General features: G+C 70.3%; 12 protein-coding genes. 4 read left to right on the top strand and 8 right to left on the bottom strand.

The genetic code is table 11. The features are described 5' to 3' along the window. Positions 1-125 precede the first annotated feature (125 nt). Positions 126-914: an IclR family transcriptional regulator gene (locus tag KS03_RS12445; RefSeq protein WP_012733192.1), complete on the bottom strand. Its 789-nt coding sequence runs from the start codon at positions 912-914 to the stop codon at positions 126-128. Between the two features lie 240 nt (positions 915-1,154). Here KS03_RS12445 and pcaF point away from each other — a divergent pair, with 240 nt between their 5' ends. After that, positions 1,155-2,357 carry a 3-oxoadipyl-CoA thiolase gene (gene pcaF, locus KS03_RS12440; protein WP_012733193.1) on the top strand — a complete coding sequence of 401 codons (1,203 nt, stop codon included), beginning with the start codon at positions 1,155-1,157 and terminating at the stop codon, positions 2,355-2,357. 458 nt (positions 2,358-2,815) lie between these two features. After that, the gene (locus KS03_RS12435) at positions 2,816-4,360 is read left to right on the top strand and encodes a methyl-accepting chemotaxis protein (RefSeq protein WP_012733194.1); all 1,545 of its coding nucleotides are present in this window, start codon (positions 2,816-2,818) and stop codon (positions 4,358-4,360) included. Positions 4,361-4,522: 162 nt separating this feature from the next. Here the strand turns inward: KS03_RS12435 and gabD are convergent, their stop codons facing one another. Further along, complete coding sequence (gene gabD / locus KS03_RS12430; RefSeq protein WP_012733195.1) at positions 4,523-5,989, bottom strand: NADP-dependent succinate-semialdehyde dehydrogenase; 1,467 nt, start codon at positions 5,987-5,989, stop codon at positions 4,523-4,525. 88 nt (positions 5,990-6,077) lie between these two features. Beyond that, positions 6,078-7,361, bottom strand: coding sequence for a 4-aminobutyrate--2-oxoglutarate transaminase (gene gabT, locus KS03_RS12425; protein ID WP_012733196.1), 1,284 nt, complete (start codon positions 7,359-7,361; stop codon positions 6,078-6,080). Positions 7,362-7,490: 129 nt separating this feature from the next. Between gabT and pdxR the strand changes: the two genes are divergently transcribed. Both pdxR and KS03_RS12415 read left to right on the top strand, forming a co-directional pair. Further along, positions 7,491-9,083 carry a MocR-like pyridoxine biosynthesis transcription factor PdxR gene (gene pdxR, locus KS03_RS12420; RefSeq protein WP_012733197.1) on the top strand — a complete coding sequence of 531 codons (1,593 nt, stop codon included), beginning with the start codon at positions 7,491-7,493 and terminating at the stop codon, positions 9,081-9,083. 233 nt (positions 9,084-9,316) lie between these two features. Beyond that, positions 9,317-9,865, top strand: coding sequence for a TIGR00645 family protein (locus tag KS03_RS12415; protein WP_017425204.1), 549 nt, complete (start codon positions 9,317-9,319; stop codon positions 9,863-9,865). 45 nt (positions 9,866-9,910) lie between these two features. Here KS03_RS12415 and KS03_RS12410 read toward each other — a convergent pair whose 3' ends face one another. The 5 genes from KS03_RS12410 to KS03_RS12390 all read right to left on the bottom strand — a co-directional run bounded on the left by KS03_RS12410 (position 9,911) and on the right by KS03_RS12390 (position 15,286). After that, positions 9,911-10,429 (bottom strand): ferritin-like domain-containing protein, encoded by a 519-nt coding sequence (locus KS03_RS12410; protein WP_012733199.1) that lies wholly within the window; start codon positions 10,427-10,429, stop codon positions 9,911-9,913. Between the two features lie 49 nt (positions 10,430-10,478). Then, positions 10,479-11,369 (bottom strand): manganese catalase family protein, encoded by an 891-nt coding sequence (locus KS03_RS12405; protein WP_012733200.1) that lies wholly within the window; start codon positions 11,367-11,369, stop codon positions 10,479-10,481. Positions 11,370-12,035: 666 nt separating this feature from the next. Further along, positions 12,036-12,398 (bottom strand): response regulator, encoded by a 363-nt coding sequence (locus KS03_RS12400; protein WP_012733201.1) that lies wholly within the window; start codon positions 12,396-12,398, stop codon positions 12,036-12,038. Between the two features lie 34 nt (positions 12,399-12,432). After that, on the bottom strand, positions 12,433-13,947 hold the full coding sequence (locus KS03_RS12395) for an ATPase domain-containing protein (RefSeq protein WP_080942751.1): 1,515 nt from the start codon (positions 13,945-13,947) through the stop codon (positions 12,433-12,435). Between the two features lie 502 nt (positions 13,948-14,449). Then, positions 14,450-15,286, bottom strand: a complete 837-nt coding sequence (locus KS03_RS12390; protein ID WP_012733202.1) for a DMT family transporter — start codon at positions 15,284-15,286, stop codon at positions 14,450-14,452. Positions 15,287-15,456 lie beyond the last annotated feature (170 nt).

Raw genomic sequence — 15,456 nt, 5'->3', positions numbered from 1 at the left:
CTCAGGGGAAACGCAGGCGAGCCGCCCAGCGGCGCAAGGGAAGGCGGGCCAGCGAAACGGACGGCGGGCGGCCGGGCGTGCCGAACGCGGCCGACGCCCCGCCGAAACGCGCGGCCGGGGGCGCCCTAGCCGCGCCGCGCCACCAGTGCCGACACCATCTGCGAGGCTTCCAGCAGCGGCTCGAGGAATTCCTTTACCATCTGCTCGGCGGTGTGCCGCTGTGCGTTGCCGCTGATGTTCATCGCCGCGATCACCTTGCCGCGGCGGTTGCGGATCGGCGCCGACAGCGAGATCAGCCCGCCCTCGAGCTCCTGGTCGACGATCGCCCAGCCCTGCCGCCGCACGGCCGCGATCTCGGCCTTCAGCGCGGCCGGATCGGTCAGCGTGCGCGGCGTGTGCGCCGCGATCGGGCTCTGCGCGAGCAGCGCGTCGAGCGCGGCATCGTCGAGCGAGGACAGCAGCACGCGCCCCATCGACGTGCAGTAGGCGGGCAGCCGGCTGCCGATCGACAGGTTGATGGTCATGATCTTGTGGGTCGGCACGCGCAGCACGTAGACGATCTCGGTGCGGTCGAGCACGGCCGCCGAACAGCTTTCGTGTATGCGCGCGGAAAGCTGCTCCATCACCGGCTCGGCGAGGTTCCAGAACGGCATCGAGGTCAGGTACGCGAAGCCGAGGTCGAGGATCTTCGGCGTGAGCCGGAACAGCCGTCCTTCGGCCTCCACGTAACCGAGCGTCTGCAGCGTCAGCAGGATGCGCCGCGCCCCGGCGCGCGTGAGGCCGGTGGCGGCGGCGACCTCGGTCAGCGTCTGCTCGGGGCGCTCGGCGTCGAACGCTCGGATCACGGCGAGGCCGCGCGCGAACGACTGGACATAGGAATCGCCGGGCTTGGCCGGCAGGTCGTCGGTGCTCATGAGTCGGGGCAAGGTAGTGCAACGGTAGAGAGTAGCGCATGGGGTCGGGTCGCGCCAACCGAGGCGGCACGCACGGCGCCGCCCGCAAGCTTGACATGCCCCCGGCCCGCTCCCTATGATCGCATCGTTCGTTCGATATTCGATCTTATGTTCGTATAAAGAACATTTTGACGCAACGCCGGCGCGCTTGCCGCGAGCCTTCTGGTGCGCGCCCCTTCCGACGATGTTCCGGAGACAACCATGACCGATGCATTCCTCTGCGACGCGATCCGCACCCCGATCGGGCGATACGGCGGCGCGCTGTCGAGCGTCCGGGCCGACGATCTCGGCGCGGTGCCGATCAAGGCGCTCGTCGAGCGCAACCGCGAAGTCGACTGGGCCGCGCTCGACGACGTGATCTACGGCTGCGCGAACCAGGCCGGCGAGGACAACCGCAACGTGGCGCGCATGTCGGCGCTGCTGGCCGGCCTGCCGCTGGCGGTGCCGGGCTCGACGGTCAATCGCCTGTGCGGGTCGGGCATGGACGCGATCGGCATCGCCGCGCGCGCCATCAAGTCCGGCGAGGCCGGCCTGATGATCGCAGGGGGCGTGGAGAGCATGAGCCGCGCGCCGTTCGTGATGGGCAAGGCGAGCAGCGCGTTCTCGCGTCAGGCCGAGATCTTCGACACGACGATCGGCTGGCGCTTCGTGAACCCGCTGATGAAGCAGCAATACGGCGTCGATTCGATGCCCGAGACGGGCGAGAACGTCGCCACCGATTACGCGGTGAGCCGTGCCGACCAGGACGCGTTCGCGCTGCGCAGCCAGCAGAAGGCGGCGCGCGCGCAGCAGGACGGCTCGCTCGCGCAGGAGATCGTCTCGGTCGCGATCGCGCAGAAGAAGGGCGACCCGCTGGTGGTCGCGCGCGACGAGCATCCGCGCGAAACCTCGCTGGAAGCCCTGGCCAAGCTCAAGGGCGTGGTGCGCCCGGACGGCACGGTGACGGCCGGCAACGCCTCGGGCGTCAACGACGGCGCCTGCGCGCTGCTGGTGGCCAACGAGGAGAACGCGAAGCGCCACGGCCTGGTGCCGCGCGCGCGCATCCTCGGCATCGCCACCGCGGGCGTCGCGCCGCGCGTGATGGGCATCGGCCCGGCGCCGGCCACCCAGAAGCTGCTGGCGCGCCTGGGCATGACGCTCGACCAGTTCGACGTGATCGAGCTGAACGAGGCGTTCGCCTCGCAGGGGCTCGCGGTGCTGCGCCTGCTGGGCGTGGCCGACGACGATCCGCGCGTGAACCCGAACGGCGGCGCGATCGCGCTCGGCCATCCGCTCGGCGCCTCGGGCGCGCGGCTCGTGACCACCGCGATGTACCAGCTGCAGCGCAGCTGCGGCCGCTTCGCGCTCTGCACGATGTGCATCGGCGTCGGCCAGGGCATCGCGCTCGCGATCGAGCGCGTCTGAGCAAGGGCGCGGCGCCGGCCTCGGGCCCGCGCCGCCGCCTGCCGCCCGCGTTTCCTTCCTTCCCTTCCTCCCGCTCCTGCCGTTTCCCTTTCCCACCGGTTCGCCGGCGCCGGCGTTCGCGCGGCGCCTGATGGCGGCGCGTTCCCGCGACGCGGCGGCGGGCTTTCACGGCCTCGCGCCGCCGGCCGGATCTCGCATCGGGCTCGAAGACACGGACCACTATCCGGGCCGCACAGGTGAGATTTTTATGAGGAAAATCAATTCTTCTTGATATGAATCAAAAATGGGATGGTTTTGACATGTTTTCGCCAAGAAAGGGTAAGGTTTTGGCCTCGGCTGCCGTCAAAAAAGAAGATAGGCCCGAGGCTGTTGCCGCGCGATGAGGCGCGCGGGCGGCCGATCCAATACCGACCCAAGAGAGCAGACACGGCCGCCCGCGCCGTGCCCCGGAGCAGCGAATGCGCAATAACCAGCCCGTCACGCAGCACGAATACGAATTCCCGGAAGACTCGACCCTGATGTCGACGACCACGGCCAACGGCACGATCACCTATGCGAACGCGACGTTCGTGCAGGTCAGCGGCTACTCGTCCGAGGAGATCGTCGGCGCGCCGCACAACGTCGTCCGCCACCCGGACATGCCGCGCGAGGCGTTCGCGGACATGTGGGCCACCATCCAGGGCGGCGAGCCGTGGATGGCGCTGGTCAAGAACCGCCGCAAGAACGGCGACCACTATTGGGTGCGCGCGAACGCGGTGCCGCTGATGCGCGGCGGCCGGCCGGTCGGCTACATGTCGGTGCGCACCCGGCCGGCGCGCGAGGAGATCCAGGCGGCCGAGGCGCTCTACGCCGATTTCCGCGAGGGCCGCGCGCGCGGCCGGCGCTTCTACAAGGGGCTGGTGGTGCGCGACGGAATCGGGCGCCTGGGCTCGCTGATGAAGACGATGTCGGTGCGCACGCGGATGGTTGCGCCGCTGGCCGCGCTGGTGCCGGTGGTGGCAGCCGGCGCGTGGGCGTGCGGCGTGACGGGCGCGGCGCTCGCAGGCGTGGCGGGCACCGCGGCGGTGGCCGCGGGCCTCGTCGCCGCCTGGCTCGACGTGCAGATCGCGCAGCCGCTGCGCGCGGTGCGGCAGCGCGCGCTGGACGTGGCCACGGGCGAGAATCGCAGCGGCCCGGCCGTCACGCGCGTCGACGAGATCGGCATGACGCTGCGCACGATCGACCAGCTCGGGCTGATGTTCCGCTGGCTGGTGGACGACGTCAGCGAGCAGGTGCTCAACGTGCAGCGCGCGAGCAGCGAGATCGCGCAGGGCAACAACGACCTGAGCGCGCGCACCGAGCAGGCGGCCACCGCCGTGCAGCAGACCGCCTCGTCGATGGCCCAGATGACGGCCACGGTGTCGAACAACGCGGCCACCGCCTCGCAGGCGAACCAGCTCGCGGTGTCGGCCAGCGACGCGGCGGCGCGCGGCGGCCATACGGTGGGCGAGATCGTCGGCACCATGAACGACATCACCGACAGCTCGCGGCGCATCGCCGACATCATCGGCGTGATCGACGGCATCGCGTTCCAGACCAACATCCTGGCGCTGAACGCCGCGGTGGAGGCCGCGCGGGCCGGCGAGCAGGGGCGCGGCTTCGCGGTGGTGGCCGGCGAGGTGCGCGCGCTCGCGCAGCGCAGCGCGAACGCGGCCAAGGAAATCAAGACGCTGATCGAGAACAGCGTCGAGCGCGTGGCATCGGGCGCGCGGCGCGTGGACGACGCGGGCCGCGCGATGGACGACCTCGTCGTGCAGGTCAAGCGCGTGGCGGACCTGATCGCCGAGATCAGCTCGTCCACCTCCGAGCAGAGCGTGGGCGTGGAGCAGGTCGATCGGGCGGTGGTCGATCTCGACAACATCACGCAGCAGAACGCGGCGCTCGTCGAGCAGAGCGCGGCCGCCTCCGAGAGCCTGCGCCAGCAGGCCACTTCGCTGGTCGACGCGGTCGGCGTGTTCCGCTGAACAACACGGCGTGCGGCTGCGCGTGGCGGCCGCCGAGGCGGCCCATGAGGCGGCCCATGAGGCGGCCCATGAAGCGGGCGCGGCGCGCGCCATGAAGAAACGCCCTCGCGGCTCGCACCGCGAAGGCGTGGTTTCAGCGGCGGCGAAGCGGCCTGCGCCGGCTCACACGCCCAGGCACAGATACTTGATCACGACGTAGTCGTCGATCCCGTAGTGCGAGCCCTCGCGGCCCATCCCCGACTGCTTGACGCCGCCGAACGGCGCCACCTCGTTCGAGATCAGCCCGGTGTTGATGCCCACCATGCCGTACTCGAGCGCCTCTGCCACGCGCCAGACGCGGCCGATGTCGCGGCTGTAGAAATAGGCGGCGAGGCCGAACTCGGTATCGTTCGCGAGCGCCACCACCTCGTCGTCGGAGGCGAACCGGAACAGCGGGGCGAGCGGGCCGAAGGTCTCCTCCTTCGCGACCCTCATGGCGGGCGTCACGCCCGTCAGCACGGTCGGCTCGAAGAAGCCGTGGCCGAGCGCGTGGCGCTTGCCGCCGGTGGCCACGCGCGCGCCCTTGGCGAGTGCGTCCTCGATGTGCGCCTCCACCTTCAGCACGGCCGCCTCGTTGATGAGCGGGCCCTGCACGACGCCGGCCTCGGTGCCGCGGCCCACCTTGAGCTGCTCGACGGCCGCGCGCAGCTTGTCGGCGAACGCGTCGTAGACCTTGTCGTGGACGTAGAAGCGGTTGGTGCAGACGCAGGTCTGGCCGCTGTTGCGGTACTTCGAGGCAATCGCGCCCGCCACGGCCGCGTCCAGGTCGGCGTCGTCGAACACGATGAACGGGGCGTTGCCGCCCAGCTCGAGCGAGACCTTCTTGACGGTCGGCGCGCACTGCGCCATCAGCAGCCGGCCGATCGGCGTGGAGCCCGTGAACGAGAGCTTGCGCACCGTGGGGTTGCCGGTCAGCTCGCCGCCGATCGCCTTCGGCTCGCCCGTCACCACGCTGAACACGCCGGCCGGCACGCCCGCGCGCTCGGCCAGCACGGCCAGCGCCAGCGCCGAGAACGGCGTGGCCTCGGCCGGCTTGACCACGATCGGGCAGCCGGCCGCGAGCGCCGGGCCGACCTTGCGCGTGATCATCGCGGCCGGGAAATTCCACGGCGTGATGGCCGCGCAGACGCCCACCGGCTCCTTCACGACCACGATGCGCCTGTCGCCGGCCGGCGTCGGGATCGTGTCGCCGTACACGCGCTTGCCTTCCTCGGCGAACCATTCAATGAACGATGCCGCATACTGGATCTCGCCCTTCGCCTCGGCGAGCGGTTTGCCCTGCTCGGTGGTGAGGATCAGCGCGAGATCGTCGGCGTGCGCGAGCATCAGTTCGTACCATTGGCGCAGGATCGCGGCGCGCTCCTTCGCGGTGCGCTTGCGCCAGGCCGGCCAGGCGGCGTTGGCCGCCTCGATCGCGCGGCGCGTCTCGGCCGCGCCGGCCAGCGGCGCGGTGCCGATCAGCTCGCCGGTGGCGGGATTGCGGACCTCGAACGTGGCGCCGTTTGCGGCGTCCTGCCATTGGCCGGCGAAATAGGCCTGTTGGCGGAATAGCGAGGGGTCCTTCAGTGCGGTGGTGAGTGCGGTGCTCATGTGAGATTCCGTGAAGCCGATGCAAGACGCCGCGTCCCGGACGGGCGCGGCGCAGGCGAGGCAGGCGGCCTGCCGGGGCGGTGCCGCGTCAGGCGGCGACGCCGACGGTTTCCTTCAGCACGGTGTCGAGGATGCCGAGCGCTTCGTCGAACACGGCGTCCGGGATCGTCAGCGGGAACAGGAAGCGGATCACGTTCGAGTGGACGCCGCAGATCAGCAGCAGCAGGCCGCGTTCGAGCGCGCGCGCCTGCACGCGCTTGGTGAAGTCCGCGTCCGGCTCCTGCGTGCCGGCCTTGAAGAACTCGACGGCCACCATGGCGCCCGGGCCGCGCACGTCGGCGATCTGCGGCACCTCGGGCTGCAGCGCGGCGAGCCGCGCCTTGAGCTTGTCGCCGAGCGTGACGGCGCGCGCTTCGAGCCGTTCCTCGTCGATGATGTCGAGCACCGCGTGCGCGGCGGCCACCGCGAGCGGATTGCCCGCGTAGGTGCCGCCGAGGCCGCCCGGCGCGGCCGCGTCCATCACGTCGGCGCGGCCGACCACGCCCGACAGCGGCATGCCGCCCGCGAGGCTCTTGGCCATGGTGATGAGGTCGGGCAGCACGTCGTGGTGCTGCATCGCGAACAGCTTGCCGGTGCGCGCGAAGCCGGTCTGCACCTCGTCGGCGATCAGCACGATGCCGTGCTCGTCGCAGATCTTGCGCAGGCCGCGCACGAAATCGGCCGGTGCCGCGTAGAAGCCGCCTTCGCCCTGCACCGGCTCGAAGATGATCGCCGCCACGCGCTTCGGATCGATGTCGGCCTTGAACAGCAGGTCGATCGCCTTCAGCGAGGCGGCCACGCTCACGCCGTGCAGCGGGTTCGGGTAGGGCGCGTGGAACACGTCGCCCGGGAACGGCCCGAAATTGAGCTTGTACGGCGCGACCTTGCCGGTCAGCGCCATGCCCATCATGGTGCGGCCGTGGAAGCCGCCCGCGAACGCGATCACGCCGGGGCGGCCGGTGAAGGCGCGCGCCATCTTGACGGCGTTCTCGACGGCCTCGGCGCCCGTGGTGAAGAACGCGGCCTTCTTCGCGAAGCTGCCCGGCGCGCGCGCGATGATCTTCTCGGCCAGTTCGACGTAGGACGCGTAGGGAACGATCTGGTAGGCCGTGTGCGTGAATTGCTCGAGCTGCGCGGCGATCGCCTTGACGAGCTTCGGGTGGCGGTGGCCGGTGTTCATCACCGCGATGCCGGCCGCGAAATCGATGAAGCGGCGGCCCTCCACGTCCCACAGCTCGGCGTTCTCGGCGCGCGCGGCATAGAAGTCGCACATCACGCCGACGCCGCGCGGGGTGGCGGCGTTCTTGCGGGCTTGCAGATCGGCATTCTTCACGGATATCTCCTTCCAGTCGATTCGACTCGGTCAATACAGGGGGGCGCGGGGGGCCTCCGACGGAGTTGAATATAATCAAATTTGGCTCTGGAAATCAGAGCCATTTCAGTAAATCTATAGGAGCCAATTTTGCGGGCGAGCATGTTGTCCGACTGGCTCGCGCAGCGCCTCGTGCGGGGCGGCGGCGCGCAGCCGATCTACCGGCAGCTGCACCGGCTGCTGCAGCAGGCGATCCTGTCGCGCGAGCTGCCGGCCGGCACGCGCGTGCCGTCGTCGCGGCTGCTCGCGGCCGAACTCGGGATCGCGCGCAACACCGTCACGCAGGTCTACGAGCAACTGGTGCTGGAGGGCTACGTGACGTCGGCCACCGGGCGCGGCACGTTCGTGGCCGACAGTTCGCCGGACGAGATCGTCGGCGCGGCCGAGCGGGACGAGGCGGGCGGCGGCGCGAGCGGAAAGGGCGGCCGCGCGCGCCGGCCGGCGGGGGCCGGCACGGCCGATGCCGCGGCGGGCCCGGGCGGCGCCGGCGGCCCGCCGGCGCACTCGGCGGGCGGCGCGCTGTCCGCGCGTGGCGCGCGGCTGGTGGCCGGCGCCGGCGTATCGAAGCGCCAGGGCGGCGCGTTCATGCCCGGCGTGCCCGACGTGTCGCGCTTCCCGGCGCGCGTCTGGATGCGCCTGCACAACAAGTATTGGCGCCGCCTGCGCCCCGACCTGCTGACCTACGCGCCGGGCGGCGGCCTCGCCTCGCTGCGCGAGGCGCTGGCCGACTACCTGCGGACCTCGCGTTCGGTGCGCTGCACGCCCGAGCAGATCGTGATCACCACCGGCATCCACCAGTCGATCGACCTGGCGGTGCGGCTGCTGACCGACCCCGGCGACGCGATCTGGACCGAGGATCCGTGCTACTGGGGCATGCGCAGCGTGCTGCAGGTGTCGGGGCTGACCACGCGGCCGATCGCCGTCGACGACGAGGGCATCGCGCCCGACGCCGCCGATCTGGCGGTGCCGCCGAAGCTGATGCTCGTCACGCCGTCGCATCAGTACCCGCTCGGCATGGTGATGAGCCTCGCGCGGCGGCGCATGCTGCTCGAATACGCGCGCCAGCACGGCGCCTGGATCATCGAGGACGACTACGACAGCGAGTTCCGCTACGGCAGCCGGCCGCTCGCGTCGCTGCAGGGGCTCGACACGAGCGGGCAGGTGATCTACGTGGGCAGCTTCGGCAAGACGCTGTTCCCGGGATTGCGGGTCGGCTATCTGGTCGCGCCGGAGCCGCTCGCCGGCAGCTTCGCCACCGCGAGCGCCGAGCTGTATCGCGAAGGGCAGCTGCTGCAGCAGGCGGTGCTGGCCGAGTTCATCGCCGAGGGCCATTTCGTCTCGCATATCCGCAAGATGCGCGCGCTCTACGGGCTGCGCCGCCAGACGCTGCTCGACGTGCTGGCGCGCCGCTACGGCGATGCGCTGCCGGCCGTGGGCGGGGACGCCGGGCTGCACCTCGTGATGCGCCTGCCCGACGGCGCCGACGATCAGGCGCTCGCGCGCGCGGCGCTCGAGCGCAACATCGTGGTGCGCGCGCTGTCCGGCTACTACGCCGACGCGTCGCGCGCGGCGCCGGGGCTGCTGCTCGGCTACGCCTGCGTTCACGAGGACGAGATCGGCGCGGCGTTCGACACGCTCGCACAGGCGATCGACGCCGTCGTGTTCGCACGGCGCGCCGGCTGAGCGCGCCGCCGCCGGTGGTGCCGGCCGCTTTCAATTCGTCGAGCACGGCGGCCGCGCCCGGTATACCCTTCGAGATGCCGGCCGGATCCGGGCGGTGGCCTTGAAAACGCGCGGCCTCGGCACGGGCCGAGGCGCGCGTCCCGGTCGAACGGCACCAGCCGGCGGGCCGGCGCAAGCAAATGTGTCGGCATGCCGACGACGATGACACAGCCGGCACGCCGGTATCGAGGAAGATGATGCGACCCACGGAAGAAACGAAAGGCCATGCGTCGAATGCCGCCGAGAGACTGTTCGAACACGGTCTGTTTGCGAGCCGCTGGGTGTTGGCGCCGATCTATGCGGGGCTGGCGCTCGGGATGCTCATGTTGCTGATCAAGTTCTGCCAGGAGTTCTGGCATCTGGCCGTCACGCTGCTCGATAGTGAAGTGGAGGACGTCATCCTCGGGGTGCTGTCGCTCGTCGACCTCTCGCTGATGGCCAATCTTCTGCTCATGATCATATTCGGCGGCTATCAGAATTTTGTCTCGCGGCTCAAGCTCGGCGGTCACGAGGACACGCCGGAATGGATCGGACACGTCGGATTCACCGACATCAAGCTGAAGCTGATGGCGTCGATCGTGGCGATATCGGCCATCGAGGTGCTGCGTGGATTTCTGTCGCTCGACAAGGTCGGTCTGACGACGATCATCTGGGGGATCGCGGTGCACATGACCTTTGTGCTGTCGGCGGTCCTGCTCGCGGGGATGGACTGGATCAGCGCCAAGACCCGGGCGATCAAGTGAGCCAACCGGCCCGCGCGCCTGCGCGGGCCGGTTGGCTGCCGGGCGTCAGCGCTTGGCCGTGACGTCGGCGCGCGAGCGCGCCAGATAGGCGTCGGTGACGGCCGGCAGGTGGGTTTCCAGCCATTGCGCCATCGCGATTTCCTCCGGCAGGATGCGTTCGCAGACGGCGGCGGTTTCGGCGTCACCCACGTCGCGGGCCGCTGAAATCAAGGCGCGGTACGACGCGATCTCGAAGTGCTCGAACGTATAGCCCGCGATGCCGCTCTTGACCACTTCATCCGGCGCGAACATGCCGAAGAAGCCCTGCATTGCGGCCCCGCTCTTCGCGCCCAGATCCTTGAGCGATGAGGTGTCGCTGCCGCGCCGTTCGAGGCATTCGCGCACGAGGCGCGACTGCTCCTGGGTCTGCGTGATGTGCTGCTCGATGCGCTGCTTCAGGTCCGGATAGTGCTCGAGGCGCTTGGCCATCGCGCTCAGCATCGTTTCCGCCTGCTGCTCCATGGCGTGCGCATCGCGCAGCCAGTCGTTCAGATGCTTGTCGGTGGGGGTGTCGTTGCCAATCATGCTTGCCTCCTGTCGTAGACGATGCGTCCGGGGGATGTGCTCGGCGCGCTCACCGCGCGCCGCCGTCGCGCGGGATCGGGCCGTCGCGGCCCAGTTCGGCGCCGGTGGTCGGGTCGACGGCAGGGTCGGATTCGAGCCGCCTGGCCATCGCGCGGATGGCGGCGTCCTGCTCGCCGTCCAGCGTCACGCTGGCGGACCCGTCGCCGCCGTCGACGGCCGGCTCGGCCTCGCGTGCCTCCAGTCCGTCGCCGCGGTTCCACGGCCCCGGCACCGGCGGCGCGTCGGGCGACATGTCGAAGTACACGTGATCGAAGGGCGGGTTCGGCGGCAGCTTGCCCGGCGGGAAGTTCGCCGTGATCGCGTAGAGCGCCTTCTCGAACGAGATCTGGTGCGAGACCTCTCGCGTCATCAGGAAGCCGAGCGCGTCGCGCACGCCGGCGTCGTCGCAGACGTTGATGAGCCGTTCATAGATGATCTTGGCGCGTGCCTCCGCGGCGATGTTCGAGCGCAGGTCGGCCGTGGGCTCGCCGATCGTGTCGAGATAGGCGGCCGTCCATGGCACGCCGCCCGAGTTCGTGAGAGGCGTTCCCGCCCCGTACAGCACCTGCGTGAGATGGCTGTCGTTGCCCGCGCCCTGCAGCTTGCGGTAGAGGTCCGCCTGATGGTCCACCGCTTCTGCCAGCTCGCCCTTGGCGCCGCGATTGAGCATCGCCACCAGCGAGCCGATCACCTCCAGATGGCTCAGCTCCTCGGTGGCGATGTCGAGCAGCATGTCCTTGCGGCCCGGGTCTTCCTCGGTGACGGCCTGCGTGAAATACCGCATGGCCGCCGCGAGCTCGCCCTGCGGGCCGCCGAACTGTTCCAGCAACAGGTTGGCGAGGCCCGGATTCGGCGTCGCGACGCGAACGGTGTACTGCAGGCGGGAATTGTGGGTGAACATGAGCACTCCTTGACGAATGACGGCGTCGGTTTTTACAAAGTTTGTCGGGAAGCGTCGGTCCGGCTGCGCACCGTGCGCCGCGTTATCGCAAAGCGCGGCGGGCGTGGCGCGGCGTCGTCCGAGCACACCTGTCGAGCAGGGTTCGTTCCATGAACGCTGGCGCATCCGGCGTGGTCGGCGCGCGCGTCGTCGCGTCAGCGTGTCAGCGCGCCGGGTCGGCCGCGCGGCGGCACCGGTCGGCCGTGCCCGAGGCGGCGGCGCGGAAGCGACGGCTTGCCTGCACCCGGCGCGTTTCGCCGGCCACGCGCCGCGCTGCCCGGGCTGATGGCGATCGGGTGCTGCGAGCCGCCAGGCGCGGCCCGGGGCACGGTGGTAAGCAGCCACGGCAGGCCGGTGCCTGCCCGGTGCCGTGGTAGCCGTTGCGAAATGACGGACTGGTGCTGTCGGGGCGGAGAGAGGGGGGGGGCGGCTTCCCGGCTTGCCTGGCCGGGCAGCGGACGATGCCCGAAGCCGTGGGGGACGATGTGCCGGGCGCAATCATCGAGCCTGCGTTGCCGCGGCGAGCGCCCCGCAACCGCCGCTATGCCGGACCCAAGCCGGCGCCGCACCGGGCTGGCCAAAATCGGCTGCCCGGCGCGAAAGGCACCGGCAAGGGCGTGCGAAGCGTCACGGCGCGGACCCCTCCAGCAGCTTCCCTATCATCTCGCGCAGACGGTCGAACGCGAGCGGCTTGCGTGCATAGGCGATCAGCGGATTCGGCTGCAAGGGGATGGCGTCGCGCGAGCTGCAAAGGATGATCGGGATGCCGCGCCATGCCGGTTCGGCCGCCAGGGCGGCGCAGACGTCCGCGCCCGACATCTCCGGCATCATGAAGTCGGTCACCACCAGGTCCGGCGGCCGTGCCCTGATCGCCTCCAGCGCCGCCGCGCCGCTGGGCGCCGTGAGTACGCGATAGCCGGCCTGTTCCAGCAGCAGGCGCCACACCACCAGCACATCGAATTCGTCGTCTACCAGCAGGATTGTTTTCATCTGTCGCTAGCGTCCGTTGCGTGGCGATTCGGGCTCATCGTCCCTTCGCGGGAAAGGGGCCGGGCCTGGGGGAGCGCGTCGGTTCATCGGTGAGGCCGAGCCCTGCGCAGGTGATGGAAAGCTCGCGCAGCGAGGTGTCGTGCGCGCTCTCGCGTTCCTTGACCACCGACAGCATGCGCCGCAGGCGGCCGTCGGTTTCCGCGTAGCGCAGCGCGATCAGGTTCTCGGTCAGCGCGCAGAGCCTCTCGCTCCTGCCGTTCGACGGTTCCGGATAGAGCGGCAGCTCCTCGATCAGCAGTGCGGTGACGCCGGCATTGCGCAGCGCGTGGTTGAAGGCGTTCAGGAACAGGCCGAAGCGCGCGGGGCGCAGGGCCGAATCGCGGAAGCCCTCCATGCCGTCGATCACGAGCCGCGAGGCGCCGAGCCGCTGGATCAGCGCCAGCGTGTTGGCGGCCAGCTCGTCCACCTCGAGCTCGACGGCCGGCTGCCACTGCATCGCCAGGCGGCCGTCGGCGAACGCCTCGCGCAGCCGGATGCCGACCGTCTCGGCCTTGCCGATCAGCCGCTGCGGCGATTCGTAGAAGCCCAGGTAGACCGCCTTCTCGCCGCGCGCGACGCCGGCCTGCAGGAACTGCAGCGCGAGCAGCGTCTTGCCGACCCCGGACGGCCCCATCACCGTGGTGGTCGAGCCGCGCACGAAGCCGCCGCCGAGCAATTGATCGAGATGCGGCAGGCCGGTGTCGAGCCGCTGGCGCAGGTCGCGCTCGTCCTCGAGGTTGGCGAAGCGCGCCTCCAGGCGCGGGTACATCGCATGGCCGCTGGAGGTGATGCGAAAGAAGTGCCGGCCGAGCAGATGGTTGCGCGCGCGCATCTTGTGAACCTCGATCTCGCGCGCGCGGCGCATCCCGTCGGTATAGCGGTTCAGTTCGATCAGCCCGTCCACCAGCGTGTGCTCGGGATGCGGCTCGTTGCCCGACAGCGGCGCGAGCAGCAGCGTGGTGCAGCCCATCGCGGCCACCAGCGCGTTCAGCTCGTGGATGAATTTCGACAGCGACAGCTCGGTTTCGCTGAACTCGCGCGCGCTGCGAAAGCCGTCCACGATCAGCAGGCCCGGCCGGTAGTTGGCCAGGCTCGCGGCGATCAGCCTGAGGAAGCCGTCGAGGCCGTCCTCGATCAGCTCGTGATAGCCCGACACGAACATCATCTTCTGCGCGACGGCGGCCGGATCGAAGAAGTCGAGCTCGCGCAGGTGGCCGAGCAGTTTGTCGTGCGACTCGGCGATCAGCGTCATGTAGAGCACGCGCTCGCCCTGGCGCACGCGATGAAAGCCGATCTGGCTGGACAGGATGGTCTTGCCCGCGCCGGCCATCCCCTCGATCAGATAAAGGCCGCCGCGCACGAAGCCGCCACCGAGGATCTCGTCGAGGCCCGGCACGCCCGTCGCCACGTTTTCCAGTGGCTCGATGTCGGTGAATGCCGATCCCTCATCGGATGGCGCGGAATCGGAGTGGGGTGGCGCAGGGCGAAATCTCGAGTCGTCTAACGTCATGAGCAGTTACCTGTTTTTCGCGTGACCTCGGCGCGCGAACGCAGCCGCGGGCAGCATGCGCTCCGCAAGGATTGCTGTAAAAATTACAAGCCGATCGCCCCTGCGGGGGCGCAAAGCCGCGCCGGACAGGCGGCGGCGCCCGGCTTTCCAGTCCCGGCTGAGCTGCGCAAGAAACGGGCCGCGGACGGCGCGCGTCGATCGGGCCGGCGCGCCATGCGTGCCGCTCGTTTCCATGAAGGGCGATTCGCAGGCCGGGCCGACTGGCACCGAGCTCGCCCGGCAGCCGCAGCAGGTGCAAATCGCGTCTGTCGTGGGCCAGCGCGACGACATCGCGCGGGATTCACGGCCGAGAACAGGGGAGTTCGTCAGGACAACGAGATGGCGTGCCTGCCGGTGACGGCGCATGCCGCGGTCAGGCAAGCGGCCGCCGGCAGGCATGCGATGGCCGTGGCGCGGGGACGATCGCGTTGCCGCATCGGCCGTGCCGACCGGCTGGCATGCCTCACATCCGGATCAGCACGGCCCCGGCAGCTACCATCACGCAGGCTGCGAGCCGCCGCGCGGTGGGGCGCTCGCGCAGCGCGAACCAGCCGATGCCGATCGCGAAGATCGAGCTCGTCTCGCGCAGCGCCGACACGCTGGCCACCGGCAGATGCCGGTACGCGAGCGTGACGATCGCATAGGCGCCGAGCGCGCAGGTGCCGGCGCCCACGCCGCGCCAGAGCGTGGCGCGCGACGCCAGCAGCCGCCGCGGGCCGCCGCGCAGCGCGCAGACGAGCGCGAACTGCGGCAGGTTCCAGAGCAGATAGACCCAGCAGACGTACGACAGCGAATTGCCGGCGAGCCGCACGCCGATGCCGTCCACCACCGAGTAGGCGGCGATGAACACGCCGGTGAGCACCGCGTAGGGCACGCTCTCGCCGGACAGCCGCAGGCCGCGCCGCAGCCCGAGCGACATGATGCCGAGCGAGACCAGCACGATGCCGGCGAGCCCCCAGGCCGACGGCCGCTCGCCGAGCGCGGGCAGCGCCAGCAGCGCGATCAGCAGCGGGGAGCTGCCGCGCGCGATCGGGTAGATCTGGCTGAATTCGCCGCTGCGGTAGGCTCGCAGCAGCGCGAGGCAATAGCCGAGTTCGAGCGTCGCCGAGGCGGCGATGCAGGGCCACGCGCCGGGCGCCGGCGCCGGCAGCCACAGCGCGCCGGCCGCACCCGCCGCCAGATAGGGAAGCGCCATGGTGCCGAGCTGGATCACGCGATCCTCGCTGACATGCAGAAACGCGTTCCAGACCGCATGCAGCAGCGCGGAGAACAGGACGAGGGCGACCAGCAGATGATCCATGTTGTCGGGGCGCGCCAGGCGCGCTCGATGCCGGCCGGCAGGGAGCCGCGAGCCGGAAAGCGGTGATGAGGCAAAGATAGGCAAAATGAGGCAAGGCGTGGATTATGCCGGCTTCGCCCGGTTTCGCCAAGCGCCGGGGCCGAACGCGAGGCGCCGGCGCGGGCGCGTTC

The sequence above is a fragment of the Burkholderia glumae LMG 2196 = ATCC 33617 genome (genome assembly GCF_000960995.1).
Lineage (GTDB): Bacteria > Pseudomonadota > Gammaproteobacteria > Burkholderiales > Burkholderiaceae > Burkholderia > Burkholderia glumae.
This window is presented reverse-complemented; position numbering and strand designations above follow the sequence as displayed.

Bases quoted from the DNA above. Each gene is read 5' to 3' on its own strand.
- KS03_RS12400 (WP_012733201.1), bottom strand. From the start codon at position 12,398: ATGAAAACAATCCTGCTGGTAGACGACGAATTCGATGTGCTGGTGGTG.
- pcaF (WP_012733193.1), top strand. From the start codon at position 1,155: ATGACCGATGCATTCCTCTGCGACGCGATCCGCACCCCGATCGGGCGA.
- KS03_RS12415 (WP_017425204.1), top strand. From the start codon at position 9,317: ATGATGCGACCCACGGAAGAAACGAAAGGCCATGCGTCGAATGCCGCC.
- KS03_RS12410 (WP_012733199.1), bottom strand. From the start codon at position 10,429: ATGATTGGCAACGACACCCCCACCGACAAGCATCTGAACGACTGGCTG.
- KS03_RS12405 (WP_012733200.1), bottom strand. From the start codon at position 11,369: ATGTTCACCCACAATTCCCGCCTGCAGTACACCGTTCGCGTCGCGACG.
- KS03_RS12435 (WP_012733194.1), top strand. From the start codon at position 2,816: ATGCGCAATAACCAGCCCGTCACGCAGCACGAATACGAATTCCCGGAA.
- gabD (WP_012733195.1), bottom strand. From the start codon at position 5,989: ATGAGCACCGCACTCACCACCGCACTGAAGGACCCCTCGCTATTCCGC.
- KS03_RS12395 (WP_080942751.1), bottom strand. From the start codon at position 13,947: ATGACGTTAGACGACTCGAGATTTCGCCCTGCGCCACCCCACTCCGAT.
- KS03_RS12390 (WP_012733202.1), bottom strand. From the start codon at position 15,286: ATGGATCATCTGCTGGTCGCCCTCGTCCTGTTCTCCGCGCTGCTGCAT.
- KS03_RS12445 (WP_012733192.1), bottom strand. From the start codon at position 914: ATGAGCACCGACGACCTGCCGGCCAAGCCCGGCGATTCCTATGTCCAG.